Source organism: Enterobacter sp. MGH 37 (assembly GCF_000534515.1).
Classification (GTDB): domain Bacteria; phylum Pseudomonadota; class Gammaproteobacteria; order Enterobacterales; family Enterobacteriaceae; genus Enterobacter; species Enterobacter kobei.
Window position 1 is genome coordinate 135,691 of record NZ_KI973205.1, and the last position, 15,361, is coordinate 151,051.

Sequence of the window (15,361 nt, forward strand, 5' to 3'; positions counted from 1 at the left end):
CTATTTTCCCTCTCCCTGTGGGAGAGGGTTAGGGTGAGGGCTACTGGCCTTCACCTTTCCTTCAAAATCCCGCTGCACAATCGCCAGCGCTTTCAGCACCGTTTCGGCGGGAATATCATGATTCTCCAGCAGCATAATTAAATCGACGGCCAGTTTGACCTCATCGGGTGCATTTTCCAGTGACATGGGTGTGGCTCCTGTTAGCGGGTCAAACGTTCAATGACGCGTTCAATCTCATCCAGCGCCTGACGGCAGCGCACAATGCGGCCTTCCAGGGCGCTAATCTCGCGCATCAATAATTGCTGTTCTTCCAGCGTTTCGCTGTTATTCAGCCGCACTTCGCGCTCACGTTTCATCTCAAACAGTCGGCGTTCAAACTCCTGATTCTCCAGCCGCTTGCGCTGCCATTTGCCGAGTCCGGGCGAGCCGCTGTCCCAGGCGCGTAGCGGCCAGGCGGCAATTTCGCGATGCAGGGCGGTGATTTGCTCAGTGAGATGCTCTGCAAGCCACGCCACCTGTTCCTGCTGTTCACTTTCAACCGCATGGCAAAGCTCGTCAAGGCGGGTCTGCGCCTCAGCCAGGTAATCCTGAATGACCGTACTGCGGGTACGAAAAAGCTGCCGATCAAAGCGCGGCTTCAGCGTGGCGTGCCCCAGCAGAGGGGTGGCCTCTGCTCGCAGGGTGGTCAACTGTTTTTGCAGCGTCTCCAGAAGCAAGGCTGCTTTCAAAACGCTCTCCAGTGGTAAAGTAGCCGTTCAGTTTGATAACGATTCGCATTATGCAGCGTACTATTTTAATCATCATTGGCTGGCTCGCGGTAGTGCTGGGTACACTGGGTGTGGTTTTACCCTTACTGCCCACCACGCCGTTTATCCTGCTGGCAGCCTGGTGCTTCGCCCGCTCGTCGCCGCGTTTTCACCACTGGCTGCTTTATCGCTCATGGTTTGGTGGCTATCTGCGCCACTGGCAAAAACACCGTGCCATGCCGCCCGGGGCGAAGCCGCGCGCGATCGCGGTGATCCTCATTACCTTTGCTATTTCATTATGGCTGGTGAAAATGATGTGGGTGCGGATCCTGCTGCTGATCATTCTGACCTGCCTGCTTATCTTCATGTGGCGGATCCCCGTGGTTGATGAAAAGCAACAAAAGCACTGAAGCCTCATCATGGCTGTTGCAATTATTGCGTACAGCCAGTAAATTCGACCGTTTTCGAGCACAGGCGCGCCTGGTTAAAGGTTAAACGATTGTTACCTTTACCCACTCCGTTGCGCGTCGTGAGTAACACTGTTTCATTTAGGCACAAACCGATGACCGCAACTGCACAGCAGCTTGAATATCTGAAAAACAGCATCAAAAGCATCCAGGACTATCCAAAACCTGGCATTCTTTTCCGTGATGTCACCAGCTTGCTGGAAGACCCGAAAGCGTACGCGCTCAGCATTGAACTGCTGGTCGAGCGTTATAAAAACGCCGGGATCACCAAAGTAGTAGGTACCGAAGCCCGTGGCTTCCTGTTTGGCGCACCGGTTGCGCTGGCAATGGGCGTGGGTTTTGTGCCGGTGCGTAAACCGCGCAAACTGCCGCGTGAAACCATCGCAGAGAGCTACGAGCTGGAGTACGGCACCGATCAGCTGGAAATCCACGTTGATGCGATCAAGCCTGGCGACAAAGTGCTGGTGGTGGACGATCTGCTGGCGACCGGCGGCACCATTGAAGCGACCGTGAAGCTGATCCGTCGTCTGGGTGGTGAAGTGACCGACGCGGCCTTCATCATTAACCTGTTCGATCTTGGCGGCGAACAGCGCCTCGAAAAACAGGGCATTACCAGCTACAGCCTGGTGCCATTCCCGGGTCATTAATCCCGGTTTTCACAACCTCGCTCAATGGGTGAGGTTGTGATAGCATTCCCCTCCATAAATTCACCTTCCAGCGTTGCAGAGCCTGCCCATGAGTTATCAGGTGTTAGCCCGTAAATGGCGACCACAAACCTTTGCTGACGTTGTCGGTCAGGAGCATGTGCTGACGGCCCTGGCGAACGGCTTGTCGCTAGGTCGCATCCATCACGCCTATCTTTTCTCCGGAACCCGCGGCGTCGGTAAGACCTCAATTGCCCGTTTGCTGGCTAAAGGTCTCAACTGCGAAACCGGGATCACCGCCACGCCGTGCGGCGTGTGTGATAACTGCCGGGAGATCGAGCAGGGGCGTTTTGTCGATCTGATCGAGATCGACGCCGCCTCGCGCACGAAAGTGGAAGATACCCGCGATCTGCTGGACAACGTGCAGTACGCCCCGGCGCGCGGTCGCTTCAAGGTCTATCTGATCGATGAAGTGCACATGCTGTCGCGCCACAGCTTCAACGCCCTGCTGAAAACGCTGGAAGAGCCGCCCGCGCACGTGAAATTCCTGCTGGCGACGACCGATCCGCAAAAGCTGCCGGTCACCATTCTGTCCCGCTGCCTGCAGTTCCACCTGAAGGCCCTGGACGTCGAACAGATCCGCGCCCAGCTCGAATACATTCTCGACGAAGAGAAGATCGTCCACGAGCCGCGCGCCCTGCAACTGCTGGCGCGTGCAGCGGACGGCAGCCTGCGTGATGCGCTGAGCCTGACCGACCAGGCGATTGCCAGCGGTGACGGCAAGCTCTCTACCGAAGCAGTCAGCACCATGCTCGGTACGCTGGATGACGATCAGGCGCTTTCACTCATCGAAGCGATGATTGCCGCCAACGGTGAACGCGTCATGACGCTGGTCAATGCTGCCGCTGGCCGGGGTATTGAATGGGAAGCGCTGCTGGTTGAGATGCTCAGCCTGCTGCACCGCGTGGCGATGCTGCAGCTCTCTCCGTCGGCAATTGGCGCAGATATGGCCGCCATTGAACAGCGGATGCGTGAACTTGCCCGCACCGTGCCGCCTGCCGATGTACAGCTTTATTACCAAACCCTGCTGATTGGCCGTAAAGAGCTGCCGTTCGCGCCGGATCCCCGGATGGGCGTAGAAATGACGCTGCTGCGCGCGCTGGCGTTCCACCCGCGCATGCCGCTGCCGGAACCGGAAGTGCCGCGGCAGTCTTTCGCCCCGGTCGCCCCAACGGCGGTGATGTCACCTCCGCAGGTGCCACCGCAGCCGACACCGCCGCCGCAAAACGTGCCGCTGTCGGATGCCACCAGTTCGGTGCTTGCCGCTCGCAGTCAGTTGCAGCGTGCGCAGGGAGTAACCAAACCAAAAAAGAGTGAACCGGCAGCGCCAGGAAGAGCGCGGCCGGTGAACAACGCCGCGCTTGAACGACTGGCCTCGGTAACGGAGCGCGTACAGTCGCGCCCGGCACCGTCCGCGCTCGAGCAGAAAGCCCCGGCGAAAGAAGAGGCATACCGCTGGAAGGCGACCACCGTTGTCGAAACGGTAAAGGAAGAGGTCGCCACGCCGAAAGCGCTGAAAAAGGCGCTGGAGCATGAGAAAACGCCGGAGCTTTCCGCGAAGCTCGCAGAAGAATCTATTGCCCGCGATGCCTGGGCCGCTGAGGTCAGCAAACTGCAGCTGCCGAAGCTGGTCGAGCAGGTTGCGCTGAACGCCTGGAAAGAGCAGGACGGTAATCAGGTGCGTTTACACCTGCGTCCTGGTCAGCGACACCTGAATTCGCCAGGCGCGCAAAAGGCGCTGGCCGAGGCGCTCGCCACATTACAGGGTGCGCCGGTTGAATTGACTATCATTGAAGATGATAATCCGGCAGTGAAAACGCCGCTTGAGTGGCGCCAGGCCATTTATGAAGAGAAACTCGCGCAGGCGCGCGAGGCGATTATTGCGGATAACAACATTCAGACCCTGCGCCGGTTCTTCGACGCCGATCTGGATGAAGAGAGTATTCGCCCCATTTGATCGTGAGTCTGACTTACGGTTGTAATCCTTAAACGTGAAAGAAGAGAGAAGCCTATGTTTGGTGGAAAAGGCGGTCTGGGTGGCCTGATGAAGCAGGCTCAGCAGATGCAGGAAAAAATGCAGAAGATGCAGGAAGAGATCGCTCAGATGGAAGTCACGGGTGAATCCGGTGCCGGTCTGGTCAAGGTGACCATCAACGGTGCGCATAACTGCCGTCGCGTTGAAATCGACCCAAGCCTGCTCGAAGACGACAAAGAGATGCTGGAAGATCTGGTTGCTGCCGCGTTTAACGATGCTGCGCGCCGTATCGACGAAACCCAGAAAGAGAAAATGGCCTCTGTTTCCAGCGGTATGCAGCTGCCGCCGGGCTTTAAGATGCCATTCTGATGCAAACCAGTCCGCTGCTCACGCAGTTAATGGAAGCTCTGCGCTGCCTGCCGGGCGTTGGCCCGAAGTCGGCGCAGCGCATGGCGTTCACGCTTTTGCAGCGCGATCGCAGCGGCGGGATGCGCCTGGCGCAGGCTCTGACCCGCGCGATGTCAGAAATTGGTCACTGTGCGGATTGCCGTACCTTTACCGAGCAGGATGTGTGTAACATCTGCTCGAATCCGCGTCGTCAGGAAAACGGTCAGATTTGCGTGGTAGAGAGTCCGGCGGATATCTATGCCATCGAACAAACCGGGCAGTTTTCCGGCCGCTATTTCGTGCTGATGGGGCATCTTTCCCCGCTGGACGGTATCGGCCCGGACGATATCGGTCTTGACCGCCTTGAACAGCGTCTTGAGTCCGAAACGATTAAAGAGGTGATCCTCGCCACCAACCCAACGGTGGAAGGGGAAGCAACCGCCAACTACATCGCCGAGCTGTGCTCACAGTACGGCGTTGACGCCAGCCGCATCGCCCACGGCGTGCCGGTGGGCGGTGAGCTGGAGATGGTGGACGGCACCACGCTGTCGCACTCTCTGGTCGGGCGTCACAAGATTATTTTCTGACCAAACGGAGGCTGCGTTCGCGGCCTCCGCTTGAAATTTCTCTCCCTTATCCCCATTTCTCACTCAACGTTTTACAACCCCATTAAATGGCATTGTTGAGGTCGACTTAGATGAAAGGACAAGAAACCCGTGGTTTCCAGTCAGAAGTAAAACAGCTTCTGCACCTGATGATCCATTCCCTGTATTCCAACAAAGAAATCTTCCTGCGTGAGCTGATTTCCAACGCCTCCGATGCGGCGGACAAGCTGCGCTTCCGCGCGCTGTCTAACCCGGATCTGTATGAAGGCGACGGCGAGCTGCGCGTGCGCGTTTCTTTCAATAAAGAGAACCGCACCCTGACCATCGCCGATAACGGCATTGGGATGAATCGCGACGAGGTGATCGACCACCTCGGCACCATCGCCAAATCCGGCACTAAAGCGTTCCTTGAGTCCATGGGCTCTGACCAGGCGAAAGACAGCCAGCTGATCGGTCAGTTCGGCGTGGGCTTCTACTCAGCGTTCATCGTGGCGGACAAAGTCACCGTGCGTACCCGTGCGGCGGGCGACAGCGCGGAGAACGGCGTGCTCTGGGAATCCAAAGGCGAAGGTGAGTACACCGTTGACGACATCACCAAAGCAGACCGCGGGACTGAAATCACCCTGCACCTGCGTGAAGGGGAAGATGATTTCCTGAACGACTGGCGCGTACGCTCCATCATCAGCAAATATTCCGATCACATCGCTCTGCCGGTTGAGATTGAAAAACAGGAAGAGAAAGACGGCGAAACCGTGGTTTCCTGGGAGAAAATCAACAAGGCGCAGGCGCTGTGGACGCGCAACAAGTCTGAAATTAAAGACGACGAATATAACGAGTTCTACAAGCACATCGCCCACGACTTTACCGACCCGCTGACCTGGAGCCACAACCGCGTGGAAGGGAAGCAGGAGTACACCAGCCTGCTGTACATCCCGGCGCAGGCCCCATGGGATATGTGGAACCGCGATCACAAGCACGGCCTGAAGCTGTACGTGCAGCGCGTCTTCATCATGGACGACGCCGAGCAGTTCATGCCGAACTACCTGCGCTTCGTGCGCGGTCTGATCGATTCCAACGATCTGCCGCTCAACGTCTCCCGCGAGATCCTGCAGGACAGCACCGTCACCCGTAACTTGCGCAACGCCCTGACCAAACGTGCGCTACAGATGCTGGAAAAACTGGCGAAAGACGATGCGGAAAAATACCAGACCTTCTGGAAACAGTTTGGCCTGGTGCTGAAGGAAGGCCCGGCAGAAGACACCGCAAACGTTGAAACCATTGCTAAGCTGCTGCGCTTCGCCTCCACGCACACCGACTCCTCCGCGCAGACCGTGTCGCTGGAAGAGTATGTCTCCCGCATGAAAGAAGGGCAGGAGAAGATCTACTACATCACCGCCGACAGCTACGCGGCGGCGAAGAGCAGCCCGCACCTTGAGCTGTTGCGCAAGAAAGGCATCGAAGTGCTGCTGCTGTCTGACCGCATCGACGAGTGGATGATGAACTACCTGACCGAGTTCGACGGTAAAGCGTTCCAGTCGGTTGCAAAAGCCGATGAGTCCATCGACAAGTTGGCGGATGAGGTAGATGAAAGCGCGAAAGAAGCCGAGAAGGCGCTGGAGCCGTTCGTTGAGCGCGTGAAAACCTTGCTGGGTGACCGTGTGAAAGAGGTACGTTTCACTCACCGTCTGACCGATACCCCGGCCATTGTCACGACCGATGCCGACGAAATGAGCACTCAGATGGCGAAGCTGTTCGCTGCGGCGGGCCAGGCGGTGCCGGAAGTGAAATATATCTTTGAGCTTAATCCGGATCATCCGCTGGTGAAACGCGCGGCGGATACCCAGGACGAAGCACGCTTTGCCGAGTGGGTTGAGCTGCTGCTGGATCAGTCCCTGCTGGCCGAGCGCGGCACGCTGGAAGACCCTAACCTGTTCATTAAACGTGTGAATGCGCTGCTTCTGGCGTAACTGACCACGCCTCCCCTGGTCTTCTCCCTCTCCCTGTGGGAGAGGGCCGGGGTGAGGGCCCCAGACTGCACTCACCCAAATTATCTCCCCCCGTTAACCGTTTCAGCCTTCCCGCCTTCCTTGAGCGATGTCCGTTCTGGTGGTATTGTTTAGCGCTTTTGAAAAATTGAAACGACATTTGAGGGGATTTTCGCAATGCGTATTATTCTGCTTGGCGCTCCGGGCGCGGGTAAAGGAACTCAGGCTCAGTTCATCATGGAGAAATACGGTATTCCGCAAATCTCCACCGGTGACATGCTGCGCGCCGCTGTAAAATCTGGCTCCGAGCTGGGTAAACAAGCGAAAGACATCATGGACGCAGGCAAGCTGGTAACCGACGAGCTGGTTATTGCGTTGGTCAAAGAGCGCATTGCTCAGGAAGATTGCCGTAACGGTTTCCTGCTGGACGGCTTCCCACGCACCATTCCTCAGGCTGACGCCATGAAAGAAGCGGGCATCAACGTGGACTACGTTCTCGAGTTCGACGTACCGGACGAGCTGATCGTTGACCGTATCGTTGGCCGTCGCGTACACGCTGCTTCTGGCCGCGTTTACCACATCAAATTCAACCCGCCTAAGGTTGAAGGTAAAGACGACGTGACCGGCGAAGAGCTGACCACCCGTAAAGACGATCAGGAAGAGACCGTGCGTAAACGCCTGGTGGAATACCATCAGATGACCGCGCCGCTGATCGGCTACTACACCAAAGAAGCGCAGGCGGGTAACACCAAATACGCCAAAGTCGACGGCACCAAAGCCGTGGCTGACGTACGTGCAGAGCTGGAAAAAATCCTCGGCTAATCGCGCGTCTCTCACCCGGGTCCCCGGGTGAGAAATATTCTCACCTTACCTATTACAGCAATGGGTTTCGTTTAAACGCATTTCCGCTACAATTGACAACCTATCAAATGGTTAAGAGGCGTGAATGAGTCAGGCGAAAACCGGCATCCTGCTTGCCAATCTGGGCACTCCAGAAGCACCTACATCAGACGCGGTAAAACGCTACCTGCGACAATTTTTAAGCGACACGCGCGTTGTGGATTTCCCGAGACTGCTTTGGTGGCCGCTGCTGCGTGGCGTGATTCTGCCGATTCGTTCTCCGCGCGTCGCCAAACTCTATCAGTCCGTCTGGATGGAGGAGGGCTCGCCGCTGATGGTTTACAGCCGTCGTCAGGAAAAAGCGTTGGCCGCCCGCCTGCCGGATATGCCCGTCGCGCTCGGCATGAGCTACGGAAAACCGTCCCTGGAAAGCGCGGTGGAATCACTGCTGGCGCAGGGTGTAGACCATATCGTGGTGCTGGCGCTCTACCCGCAATACTCCTGCTCGACGGTGGCCGCCGTCTGGGACGAGCTGGCGCGCATTCTGGCGACCCGTCGCCGCATTCCTGGCGTGACCTTTATTCGCGATTACGCCGATAACGATCTCTACATCAAGGCGCTTGCCAACAGCGCGCGCGCGTCGTTTGAAAAGCACGGCGAGCCGGATCTGCTGCTGCTCTCCTATCATGGGATCCCACAGCGTTTCGCCAACGAAGGGGATGATTATCCGCAGCGCTGCCGCGATACCACCCGTGAGCTGGTTTCTGCCCTCGGCCTGCCGCCGGAAAAAGTGATGATGACCTTCCAGTCGCGCTTCGGTCGCGAGCCGTGGCTGACACCGTACACCGATGAAACCCTCAAAATGCTTGGCGAGAAGGGGGTTAAGCACATTCAGGTGATGTCGCCAGGCTTCTCGGCGGACTGCCTGGAAACCCTGGAGGAGATCGCGGTGCAAAACCGGGAATTTTTCCTTGAGGCTGGCGGCGAAAAGTACGAGTACATTCCGGCGCTTAACGACTCGCCTGAACATATTGACATGATGGTCTCGCTGGTGACGAACAGCCGCTGATCGCACTCCAGGCCGGGTTTGTGCTACCATTCCCGGCCCATATTCTTCATACAGTTCAGACCATGAAATTTCCCGGTAAACGTAAATCCAAACACTACTTTCCCGTTGATGCGCGCGATCCGCTCCTGCAGCAAATCCAGCCTGAAAATGAAACCAGCGCCGCCTGGGTCGTTGGTATCGACCAGACGCTGGTGGACATTGAAGCGAAAGTGGATGATGAGTTTGTCGCCCGTTATGGTCTGAGCGCCGGTCACTCACTGGTGATCGAAGACGACGTTGCCGAAGCGCTGTACCAGGAGCTGGTGCGTGAAAATCTCATTACCCATCAGTTTGCCGGGGGGACCATCGGTAACACTATGCACAACTACTCCGTGCTGGCCGATGACCGCTCGGTACTGCTCGGCGTGATGTGCAGTAACATTGAAATCGGTGGTTATGCCTACCGCTATTTGTGCAACACCTCCAGCCGTACCGATCTGAACTATCTTCAGGGCGTTAACGGGCCGATTGGCCGCTGCTTCACGCTGATCGGCGAGTCCGGGGAGCGTACGTTTGCCATCAGCCCTGGCCATATGAATAAGCTGCGCGCCGAGAGTATTCCTGAAGAGGTGATTGCGGGTGCCTCTGCGCTGGTATTGACCTCCTATCTGGTACGCTGCAAGCCGGGCGAGCCGATGCCGGAAGCGACCATGAAAGCGATCGAGTACGCGAAAAAGTACGACGTGCCGGTGGTTCTCACGCTGGGCACCAAATTCGTGATTGCCGATAACCCCGAGTGGTGGCAGGCGTTCCTGAAAGAGCACGTCTCAATTCTGGCGATGAACGAAGAAGAGGCCGAAGCGCTCACCGGTGAGAGCGATCCGCTGCTGGCCTCTGACAAAGCGCTGGACTGGGTGGATCTGGTGCTCTGCACTGCCGGCCCCGTCGGGCTCTATATGGCGGGCTTTACGGAAGAAGAGAGTAAACGCAAAACCCAGCACCCTTTGCTCCCTGGCGCGATTGCCGAGTTCAACCAGTACGAGTTTAGCCGCGGCATGCGCCATAAAGATTGCCTCAACCCGCTGCGTATCTACTCCCACATTGCGCCTTATATGGGCGGACCGGAGAAGATCATGAACACCAACGGGGCGGGTGACGGCGCGCTGGCAGCACTGCTGCACGACATTACCGCCAATGCCTACCATAAAACCAACGTACCCAACTCCAGCAAACACAAGTTCAACTGGCTGACCTATTCGTCGCTGGCGCAGGTGTGTAAGTACGCGAACCGCGTGAGTTATCAGGTGCTGAACCAGCATTCACCGCGCTTAACGCGTGGCCTGCCGGAACGGGAAGACAGCCTCGAAGAGGCTTATTGGGAAAGGTAAAAGCAAAACGGCAACCCGGTTGCCGTTTTTAGTGTTTGTTCCCTCTCCCCGTGGGAGAGGGCCAGGGTGAGGGCATCAGACCGCACAAGGTAAAAGCAAAACGGCAACGCCCGTTGCCGTTTTTAGTGTTTGTTCCCTCTCCCTGTGGGAGAGGGTCAGGGTGAGGGCATCAGACCGCAAAAATCTTACCCCGTAACAGCCTCTTCAACCGGCGGTTTCGCCAGCAGCGTCAGCATCGTGTTCGCAATCTCACGTTCGCCCATCACTACCTTATCCGCACCGCGCTCGGTGATGTACTCCACCTCATCGTCATAATGCGCCCGGGCGATAATCTCAATATTGGGGCATTTCTCACGCGCGGTGGCTACAATCTCGCCCGCTTCATAGCCATTCGGAATAGTCAGCAGCAGCCAGCGCGCGCAGTCCAGATGCGCCAGCGCCATAATCTCCTCGTTCGCCGCATTGCCCAGTACCGCACGTATACCACGCTCGCGCAGTTCATCAACGCGGGTGCGTGAGGTTTCAATCACCACCAGCGGAATGCCCTGCGCCATCAGCTTCTCACCGAGCAGGCTGCCCACGCGACCAAAGCCGACCAGCAGCGCATGGTTGCAGATATCCACCGGGATCTGCTTCTCCTCTTCGATGGCTTCTTCCAGCGTCTGCTCTTCCAGCGTTTCGGTTTTATCGAGGTATTTTTCCAGCAGGGCAAACAGGACCGGGTTCAGCATAATCGACAGAATCGCCCCCGCCAGCACCAGATTCTGCCCCGCCTGGGGCAGCAGGTTCAGAGCCATACCCAGACCCGCGAGGATAAAGGCGAACTCACCAATCTGCGCCAGGCTGGCGGCAATCGTCAGCGCCGTACGCGGGGAGTGGCCGAACATCCGCACCAGGAAGAAGGCGGCGAGCGACTTACCGAAGATAATGATCGCCAGCGTGCCCAGCACGGCCAGCGGCTGCTGAACCAGAATCATCGGATCAAACAGCATGCCGACGGAGACAAAGAACAGCACGGCGAAGGCATCACGCAGGGGCAGGGTGTCATGCGCGGCGCGGTGGCTCAGCTCAGACTCGTTCAGCACCATTCCGGCGAAGAACGCGCCCAGGGCAAAGGAGACGTCGAACAGTTCAACAGCGCCAAAAGCGATCCCCAGCGCCAGCGCCAGCACGGAAAGCGTAAACAGCTCGCGGGAGCCGGTCGCCGCGCTGCGGGACAGGATCCACGGCACCAGACGACGGCCCACCAGCATCATGATGGCGATAAACGCCACCACTTTACCGATGGTGATACTCATATCCAGCGCCAGCGAGGCGAAGCCGATGTTGTCTTTTTCCATCATTCCGGCGACGGCAGGCAACAGCACCAGCGTCAGCACCATCACCAGATCTTCCACAATCAGCCAGCCTATCGCGATTTGCCCGCGCTGGCTGTCTATCAGCTGTCTCTCTTCAAGCGCGCGCAGCAGCACCACGGTACTGGCGGTTGAGAGACACAGCCCAAATACGATACCGGTCATCAACGACCAGCCCAGCACGGCCGAAAGCGCCATCCCCAGCAGCGTCGCCACCCCTATCTGGGCGATCGCGCCAGGTATGGCGATCGACTTTACCGCCATCAGGTCCTTCAGGGAAAAGTGCAGGCCAACACCAAACATCAGCAGAATCACGCCTAATTCCGCCAGCTCAGGCGCCAGCTTGGTATCCGCGACAAAACCTGGCGTAAACGGTCCCGCCAGAACCCCCGCTAATAAATAGCCGACAAGAGGAGAAATACGCAGTTTATTGGCAATCATGCCAAGGATAAAAGCGAGCACAAGTCCACCAACAATGGTGGTGATAAGCGGTGTGGCGTGGTGCATTCCGTCTCCTTTCGCGGTGAGTGTTCCATTTTTGGCGTGAATACCAAAAGACCAGGTAATAGTTTATGACAATTTTTGCCCTTATGTTTATGAATAATTGTTGAAGTTTGAATAAAACGGCAATATGCGCGTAAAAAAGCGCATATTGATAAATTCAGGTCAGGGATGGAGAGGAAACCCTTATGGCACAAGGGGGGCAGGTGGCCAAAGTTTTACTTTGGCTACCTGTAATTCACGCTTTGTGACGGTTATCAGGCAGGAATATGGTCAACATCCCCAGAAGTGGCAGGAAAGCGCAGATTTTGTAAACCAGGAAGATGCTGGTGTGATCCGCGACCATCCCCAACACCGCTGCACCAAGCCCGCCCATACCGAAGGCGAAACCGAAAAAGAGTCCGGAAACCATACCGATACGGCCCGGTAACAGCTCCTGGGCATAGACCAGAATGGCGGAAAATGCCGAGGCGAGGATAAAACCAATGATCACGGTTAAAATGCCCGTCCATTCGAGGCTGGCATACGGCAAAATAAGGGTAAACGGCGCGACACCGAGGATAGAGCCCCAAATAACATATTTCCGGCCAATCTTATCGCCCACCGGCCCGCCAATAACCGTTCCGGCAGCAACCGCGAAAAGGAAGGCAAACAGGTGGATTTGCGCATTTTGTACCGATAATCCGAATTTTTGCATCAGATAAAAGGTGTAATAGCTGCTGATGCTTGCCATGTAGAAGTATTTCGAGAAAATCAGCACCAGCAGTACGGAAACCGCCAGAATGACCTTATTCCGGGGCAGGGGATTGATAACCTTCGCTTTAGGTTTCCCCTTATTTACGCGATGCTGAGCGGCATACCAGCGGCTGATCTGCGCCAGCACGATAATCGCCAGCAGTGCGGCCAGCACAAACCACGCCACGTTCCCTTTGCCATACGGGGCGATAATCACCGCCGCCAGCAAGGGGCCGAGGGAGCTGCCAAAGTTACCGCCGACCTGGAAAAGTGACTGCGCCAGCCCGTGACGGCCGCCGGAGGCCATACGCGCCACGCGTGAGGACTCAGGGTGGAAGACGGACGACCCGGTACCCACCAGCGCGGCAGCAATCAACACCGCCTCAAAGCTGCCAGCCATCGCCAGCAATACCAGACCGCTCAGGGTAAAGCACATGCCAATCGGCAGCGACCACGGCATCGGGTATTTGTCCGTCCAGTAGCCCACCACCGGTTGCAGCAGCGAGGAAGCCAGCTGGAAGGTGAGGGTGATCATCCCGATCTGCACGAAAGTTAACGAAAACTCGGACTGCAGCAGCGGATAAATTGCCAGAATCAACGACTGGATCATGTCGTTGAGCAGGTGCGAAAGACTGATTGCGCCTAATACCTTAAAAGAGGTGCGCGATTTTGGCGGCGACGCCGGGGTTGATTCGCTGATTGCCATAAATACCACGTTGTTTTGTTATTAGAGATGCAGGGTGTAATTATTATCCGACTAACATACCCGCCCGGGACATTTGAAGAAAGTCGCAATTCTGAAAACTTATTTGTCTATTATTGTGAGTCACTGTAATTTTTGCCTTTGTCTATTGGTCAGGGAGAGAGAAGATGAAGTTAATGAAGCGGGGCGTCGCGCTGGCGCTCATCGCCGCATGGGGTCTGGTAAGCCTGCCCGCGCAGGCGTATGAAAAAGATAAAACCTATAAAATCACCATTCTGCATACCAACGATCATCATGGTCATTTCTGGCGCAGTGAATATGGCGAATATGGTCTGTCGGCGCAAAAAACGCTGGTGGACGGCATTCGCAAAGAGGTGGCAGCCCAGGGCGGCAGCGTGCTGTTGCTCTCAGGCGGTGATATTAATACCGGCGTGCCGGAATCTGATTTACAGGATGCCGAGCCGGATTTCCGTGGCATGAATCTGATTGGCTACGACGCGATGGCCGTCGGTAACCATGAGTTTGATAACCCGCTGACGGTGCTGCGTCAGCAGGAAAAATGGGCCAAATTCCCCTTCCTCTCCGCCAACATTTACCAGAAAAGCACCGGCGAACGGCTGTTCAAACCCTGGGCGCTGTTTAAGCGTCAGGATTTGAAGATCGCAGTCATTGGCTTAACCACCGACGATACGGCAAAAATCGGCAATCCCGAGTTCTTTACGGATATTGAATTCCGCAAACCGGCAGACGAAGCGAAGCTGGTGATTCAGGAACTGCAGCAGAACGAAAAGCCGGACGTGATTATCGCCACCACGCACATGGGGCACTACGACAACGGTGAGCACGGCTCCAATGCACCCGGCGACGTGGAGATGGCGCGCAGCCTGCCTGCAGGGTCACTGGCCATGATTGTGGGGGGGCACTCACAGGATCCGGTGTGCATGGCATCGGAGAATAAAAAACAGGTGGATTACGTGCCGGGCACGCCGTGTGCGCCGGACCGTCAGAACGGTATCTGGATTGTGCAGGCCCACGAATGGGGTAAATACGTGGGCCGGGCGGACTTTGAGTTCCGTAACGGCGAGATGAAACTGGTGCACTACCAGCTCATTCCGGTCAACCTGAAGAAGAAAGTGACCTACCCGGACGGGAAAAGTGAGCGCGTACTTTACACGCCAGAGATCGCTGAGAACCCGCAGATGCTCTCCCTGCTGACACCGTTCCAGAACAAAGGCAAAGCGCAGCTGGATGTGAAAATCGGCACGCTGAATGGTCGTCTGGAGGGGGACCGCAGTAAAGTCCGCTTCGTGCAGACCAACATGGGACACCTGGTGCTGGCGGCGCAAATGGCGCGCACCGGTGCTGATTTTGGCGTGATGAGCGGGGGCGGCATTCGTGACTCTATTGAAGGCGGAAATATCACCTACAAGGATGTCCTGAAGGTGCAGCCGTTTGGTAACGTGGTGGTCTATGCCGACATGACCGGCAAAGAGGCGATTGACTACCTGACCGCCGTCGCGCAGATGAAGCCGGATTCCGGGGCCTATCCGCAGTTTGCCAACGTCAGCTTTGTGGCAAAAGACGGCAAACTGAATGATCTGAAGATCAAAGGCGAACCGGTCGACCCGGCAAAAACCTACCGTCTGGCGACGTTGAGCTTTAACGCCACCGGCGGCGACGGTTATCCGCATATTGATAATAAACCGGGCTATGTGAATACCGGCTTTATTGATGCGGAAGTGCTGAAGCAGTACATCGAGCAGAATTCACCGATTGACGTGAACGCGTATGAGCCGAAGGGTGAGGTGAGCTGGCAGTAGTGTTGTGCGGCCTGATGCCCTCACCCCAACCCTCTCCCACCGGGAGAGGGCGCAAACACAAAAAACGGTAACGCATGTTACCGTTTTGCTTTTACCTCGTAG

The 15,361-nt window shown here is 56.6% G+C and carries 14 protein-coding genes and 1 other annotated feature; of the genes, 10 read left to right on the top strand and 4 right to left on the bottom strand.

The features are described 5' to 3' along the window. Positions 1–186 (bottom strand): pleiotropic regulatory protein RsmS, encoded by a 186-nt coding sequence (gene rsmS, locus L383_RS22960; RefSeq protein WP_014882807.1) that lies wholly within the window; start codon positions 184–186, stop codon positions 1–3. Positions 187–200: 14 nt separating this feature from the next. Further along, positions 201–728 (bottom strand): primosomal replication protein N'', encoded by a 528-nt coding sequence (priC, locus tag L383_RS22955; RefSeq protein WP_023332250.1) that lies wholly within the window; start codon positions 726–728, stop codon positions 201–203. Positions 729–778: 50 nt separating this feature from the next. On the opposite strand from priC, the gene L383_RS22950 reads away from it, so the two are divergent. From L383_RS22950 to L383_RS22910, 9 genes are all read left to right on the top strand, one after another. Beyond that, positions 779–1,156 carry a DUF454 family protein gene (locus L383_RS22950; RefSeq protein WP_023332251.1) on the top strand — a complete coding sequence of 126 codons (378 nt, stop codon included), beginning with the start codon at positions 779–781 and terminating at the stop codon, positions 1,154–1,156. A 152-nt stretch (positions 1,157–1,308) separates the two neighbouring features. Next, a complete protein-coding gene (apt, locus tag L383_RS22945) occupies positions 1,309–1,860 on the top strand; it encodes an adenine phosphoribosyltransferase (protein ID WP_000127359.1) in 552 nt (183 codons plus the stop codon). 88 nt (positions 1,861–1,948) lie between these two features. Further along, positions 1,949–3,874, top strand: coding sequence for a DNA polymerase III subunit gamma/tau (dnaX, locus tag L383_RS22940; protein WP_023332252.1), 1,926 nt, complete (start codon positions 1,949–1,951; stop codon positions 3,872–3,874). Beyond that, positions 3,204–3,268, top strand: a sequence feature (DnaX frameshifting element). (Overlaps the previous gene by 65 nt.) 54 nt (positions 3,875–3,928) lie before the next feature. Continuing rightward, complete coding sequence (locus L383_RS22935) at positions 3,929–4,261, top strand: YbaB/EbfC family nucleoid-associated protein (protein ID WP_014882811.1); 333 nt, start codon at positions 3,929–3,931, stop codon at positions 4,259–4,261. Continuing rightward, complete coding sequence (recR, locus tag L383_RS22930) at positions 4,261–4,866, top strand: recombination mediator RecR (protein WP_023332253.1); 606 nt, start codon at positions 4,261–4,263, stop codon at positions 4,864–4,866. Before L383_RS22935 ends, recR begins: the two co-directional genes overlap by 1 nt. Positions 4,867–4,976: 110 nt before the next feature. Further along, positions 4,977–6,851: a molecular chaperone HtpG gene (gene htpG, locus L383_RS22925; protein ID WP_023332254.1), complete on the top strand. Its 1,875-nt coding sequence runs from the start codon at positions 4,977–4,979 to the stop codon at positions 6,849–6,851. A gap of 195 nt (positions 6,852–7,046) precedes the next feature. Further along, positions 7,047–7,691, top strand: coding sequence for an adenylate kinase (gene adk / locus L383_RS22920; protein WP_006809841.1), 645 nt, complete (start codon positions 7,047–7,049; stop codon positions 7,689–7,691). A 124-nt stretch (positions 7,692–7,815) separates the two neighbouring features. Next, the gene (hemH, locus tag L383_RS22915) at positions 7,816–8,778 is read left to right on the top strand and encodes a ferrochelatase (protein ID WP_014882814.1); all 963 of its coding nucleotides are present in this window, start codon (positions 7,816–7,818) and stop codon (positions 8,776–8,778) included. Positions 8,779–8,840: 62 nt separating this feature from the next. Beyond that, positions 8,841–10,145: an inosine/guanosine kinase gene (locus tag L383_RS22910; RefSeq protein ID WP_023332255.1), complete on the top strand. Its 1,305-nt coding sequence runs from the start codon at positions 8,841–8,843 to the stop codon at positions 10,143–10,145. A 185-nt stretch (positions 10,146–10,330) separates the two neighbouring features. Here L383_RS22910 and ybaL read toward each other — a convergent pair whose 3' ends face one another. Beyond that, positions 10,331–12,007: a YbaL family putative K(+) efflux transporter gene (gene ybaL, locus L383_RS22905; protein ID WP_014882816.1), complete on the bottom strand. Its 1,677-nt coding sequence runs from the start codon at positions 12,005–12,007 to the stop codon at positions 10,331–10,333. Between the two features lie 232 nt (positions 12,008–12,239). Continuing rightward, the gene (locus L383_RS22900; RefSeq protein ID WP_023332256.1) at positions 12,240–13,442 is read right to left on the bottom strand and encodes an MFS transporter; all 1,203 of its coding nucleotides are present in this window, start codon (positions 13,440–13,442) and stop codon (positions 12,240–12,242) included. A gap of 164 nt (positions 13,443–13,606) precedes the next feature. On the opposite strand from L383_RS22900, the gene ushA reads away from it, so the two are divergent. Beyond that, complete coding sequence (gene ushA, locus L383_RS22895) at positions 13,607–15,259, top strand: bifunctional UDP-sugar hydrolase/5'-nucleotidase UshA (protein ID WP_014882818.1); 1,653 nt, start codon at positions 13,607–13,609, stop codon at positions 15,257–15,259. The last annotated feature ends 102 nt before the right edge of the window (positions 15,260–15,361 follow it).

Excerpts from the sequence above, each read along its gene's own strand:
- L383_RS22935 (WP_014882811.1), top strand. The coding sequence starts at position 3,929 with ATGTTTGGTGGAAAAGGCGGTCTGGGTGGCCTGATGAAGCAGGCTCAG.
- recR (WP_023332253.1), top strand. The coding sequence starts at position 4,261 with ATGCAAACCAGTCCGCTGCTCACGCAGTTAATGGAAGCTCTGCGCTGC.
- apt (WP_000127359.1), top strand. The coding sequence starts at position 1,309 with ATGACCGCAACTGCACAGCAGCTTGAATATCTGAAAAACAGCATCAAA.
- L383_RS22950 (WP_023332251.1), top strand. The coding sequence starts at position 779 with ATGCAGCGTACTATTTTAATCATCATTGGCTGGCTCGCGGTAGTGCTG.
- ushA (WP_014882818.1), top strand. The coding sequence starts at position 13,607 with ATGAAGTTAATGAAGCGGGGCGTCGCGCTGGCGCTCATCGCCGCATGG.
- L383_RS22910 (WP_023332255.1), top strand. The coding sequence starts at position 8,841 with ATGAAATTTCCCGGTAAACGTAAATCCAAACACTACTTTCCCGTTGAT.
- rsmS (WP_014882807.1), bottom strand. The coding sequence starts at position 186 with ATGTCACTGGAAAATGCACCCGATGAGGTCAAACTGGCCGTCGATTTA.
- hemH (WP_014882814.1), top strand. The coding sequence starts at position 7,816 with ATGAGTCAGGCGAAAACCGGCATCCTGCTTGCCAATCTGGGCACTCCA.
- htpG (WP_023332254.1), top strand. The coding sequence starts at position 4,977 with ATGAAAGGACAAGAAACCCGTGGTTTCCAGTCAGAAGTAAAACAGCTT.
- dnaX (WP_023332252.1), top strand. The coding sequence starts at position 1,949 with ATGAGTTATCAGGTGTTAGCCCGTAAATGGCGACCACAAACCTTTGCT.
- L383_RS22900 (WP_023332256.1), bottom strand. The coding sequence starts at position 13,442 with ATGGCAATCAGCGAATCAACCCCGGCGTCGCCGCCAAAATCGCGCACC.
- ybaL (WP_014882816.1), bottom strand. The coding sequence starts at position 12,007 with ATGCACCACGCCACACCGCTTATCACCACCATTGTTGGTGGACTTGTG.
- adk (WP_006809841.1), top strand. The coding sequence starts at position 7,047 with ATGCGTATTATTCTGCTTGGCGCTCCGGGCGCGGGTAAAGGAACTCAG.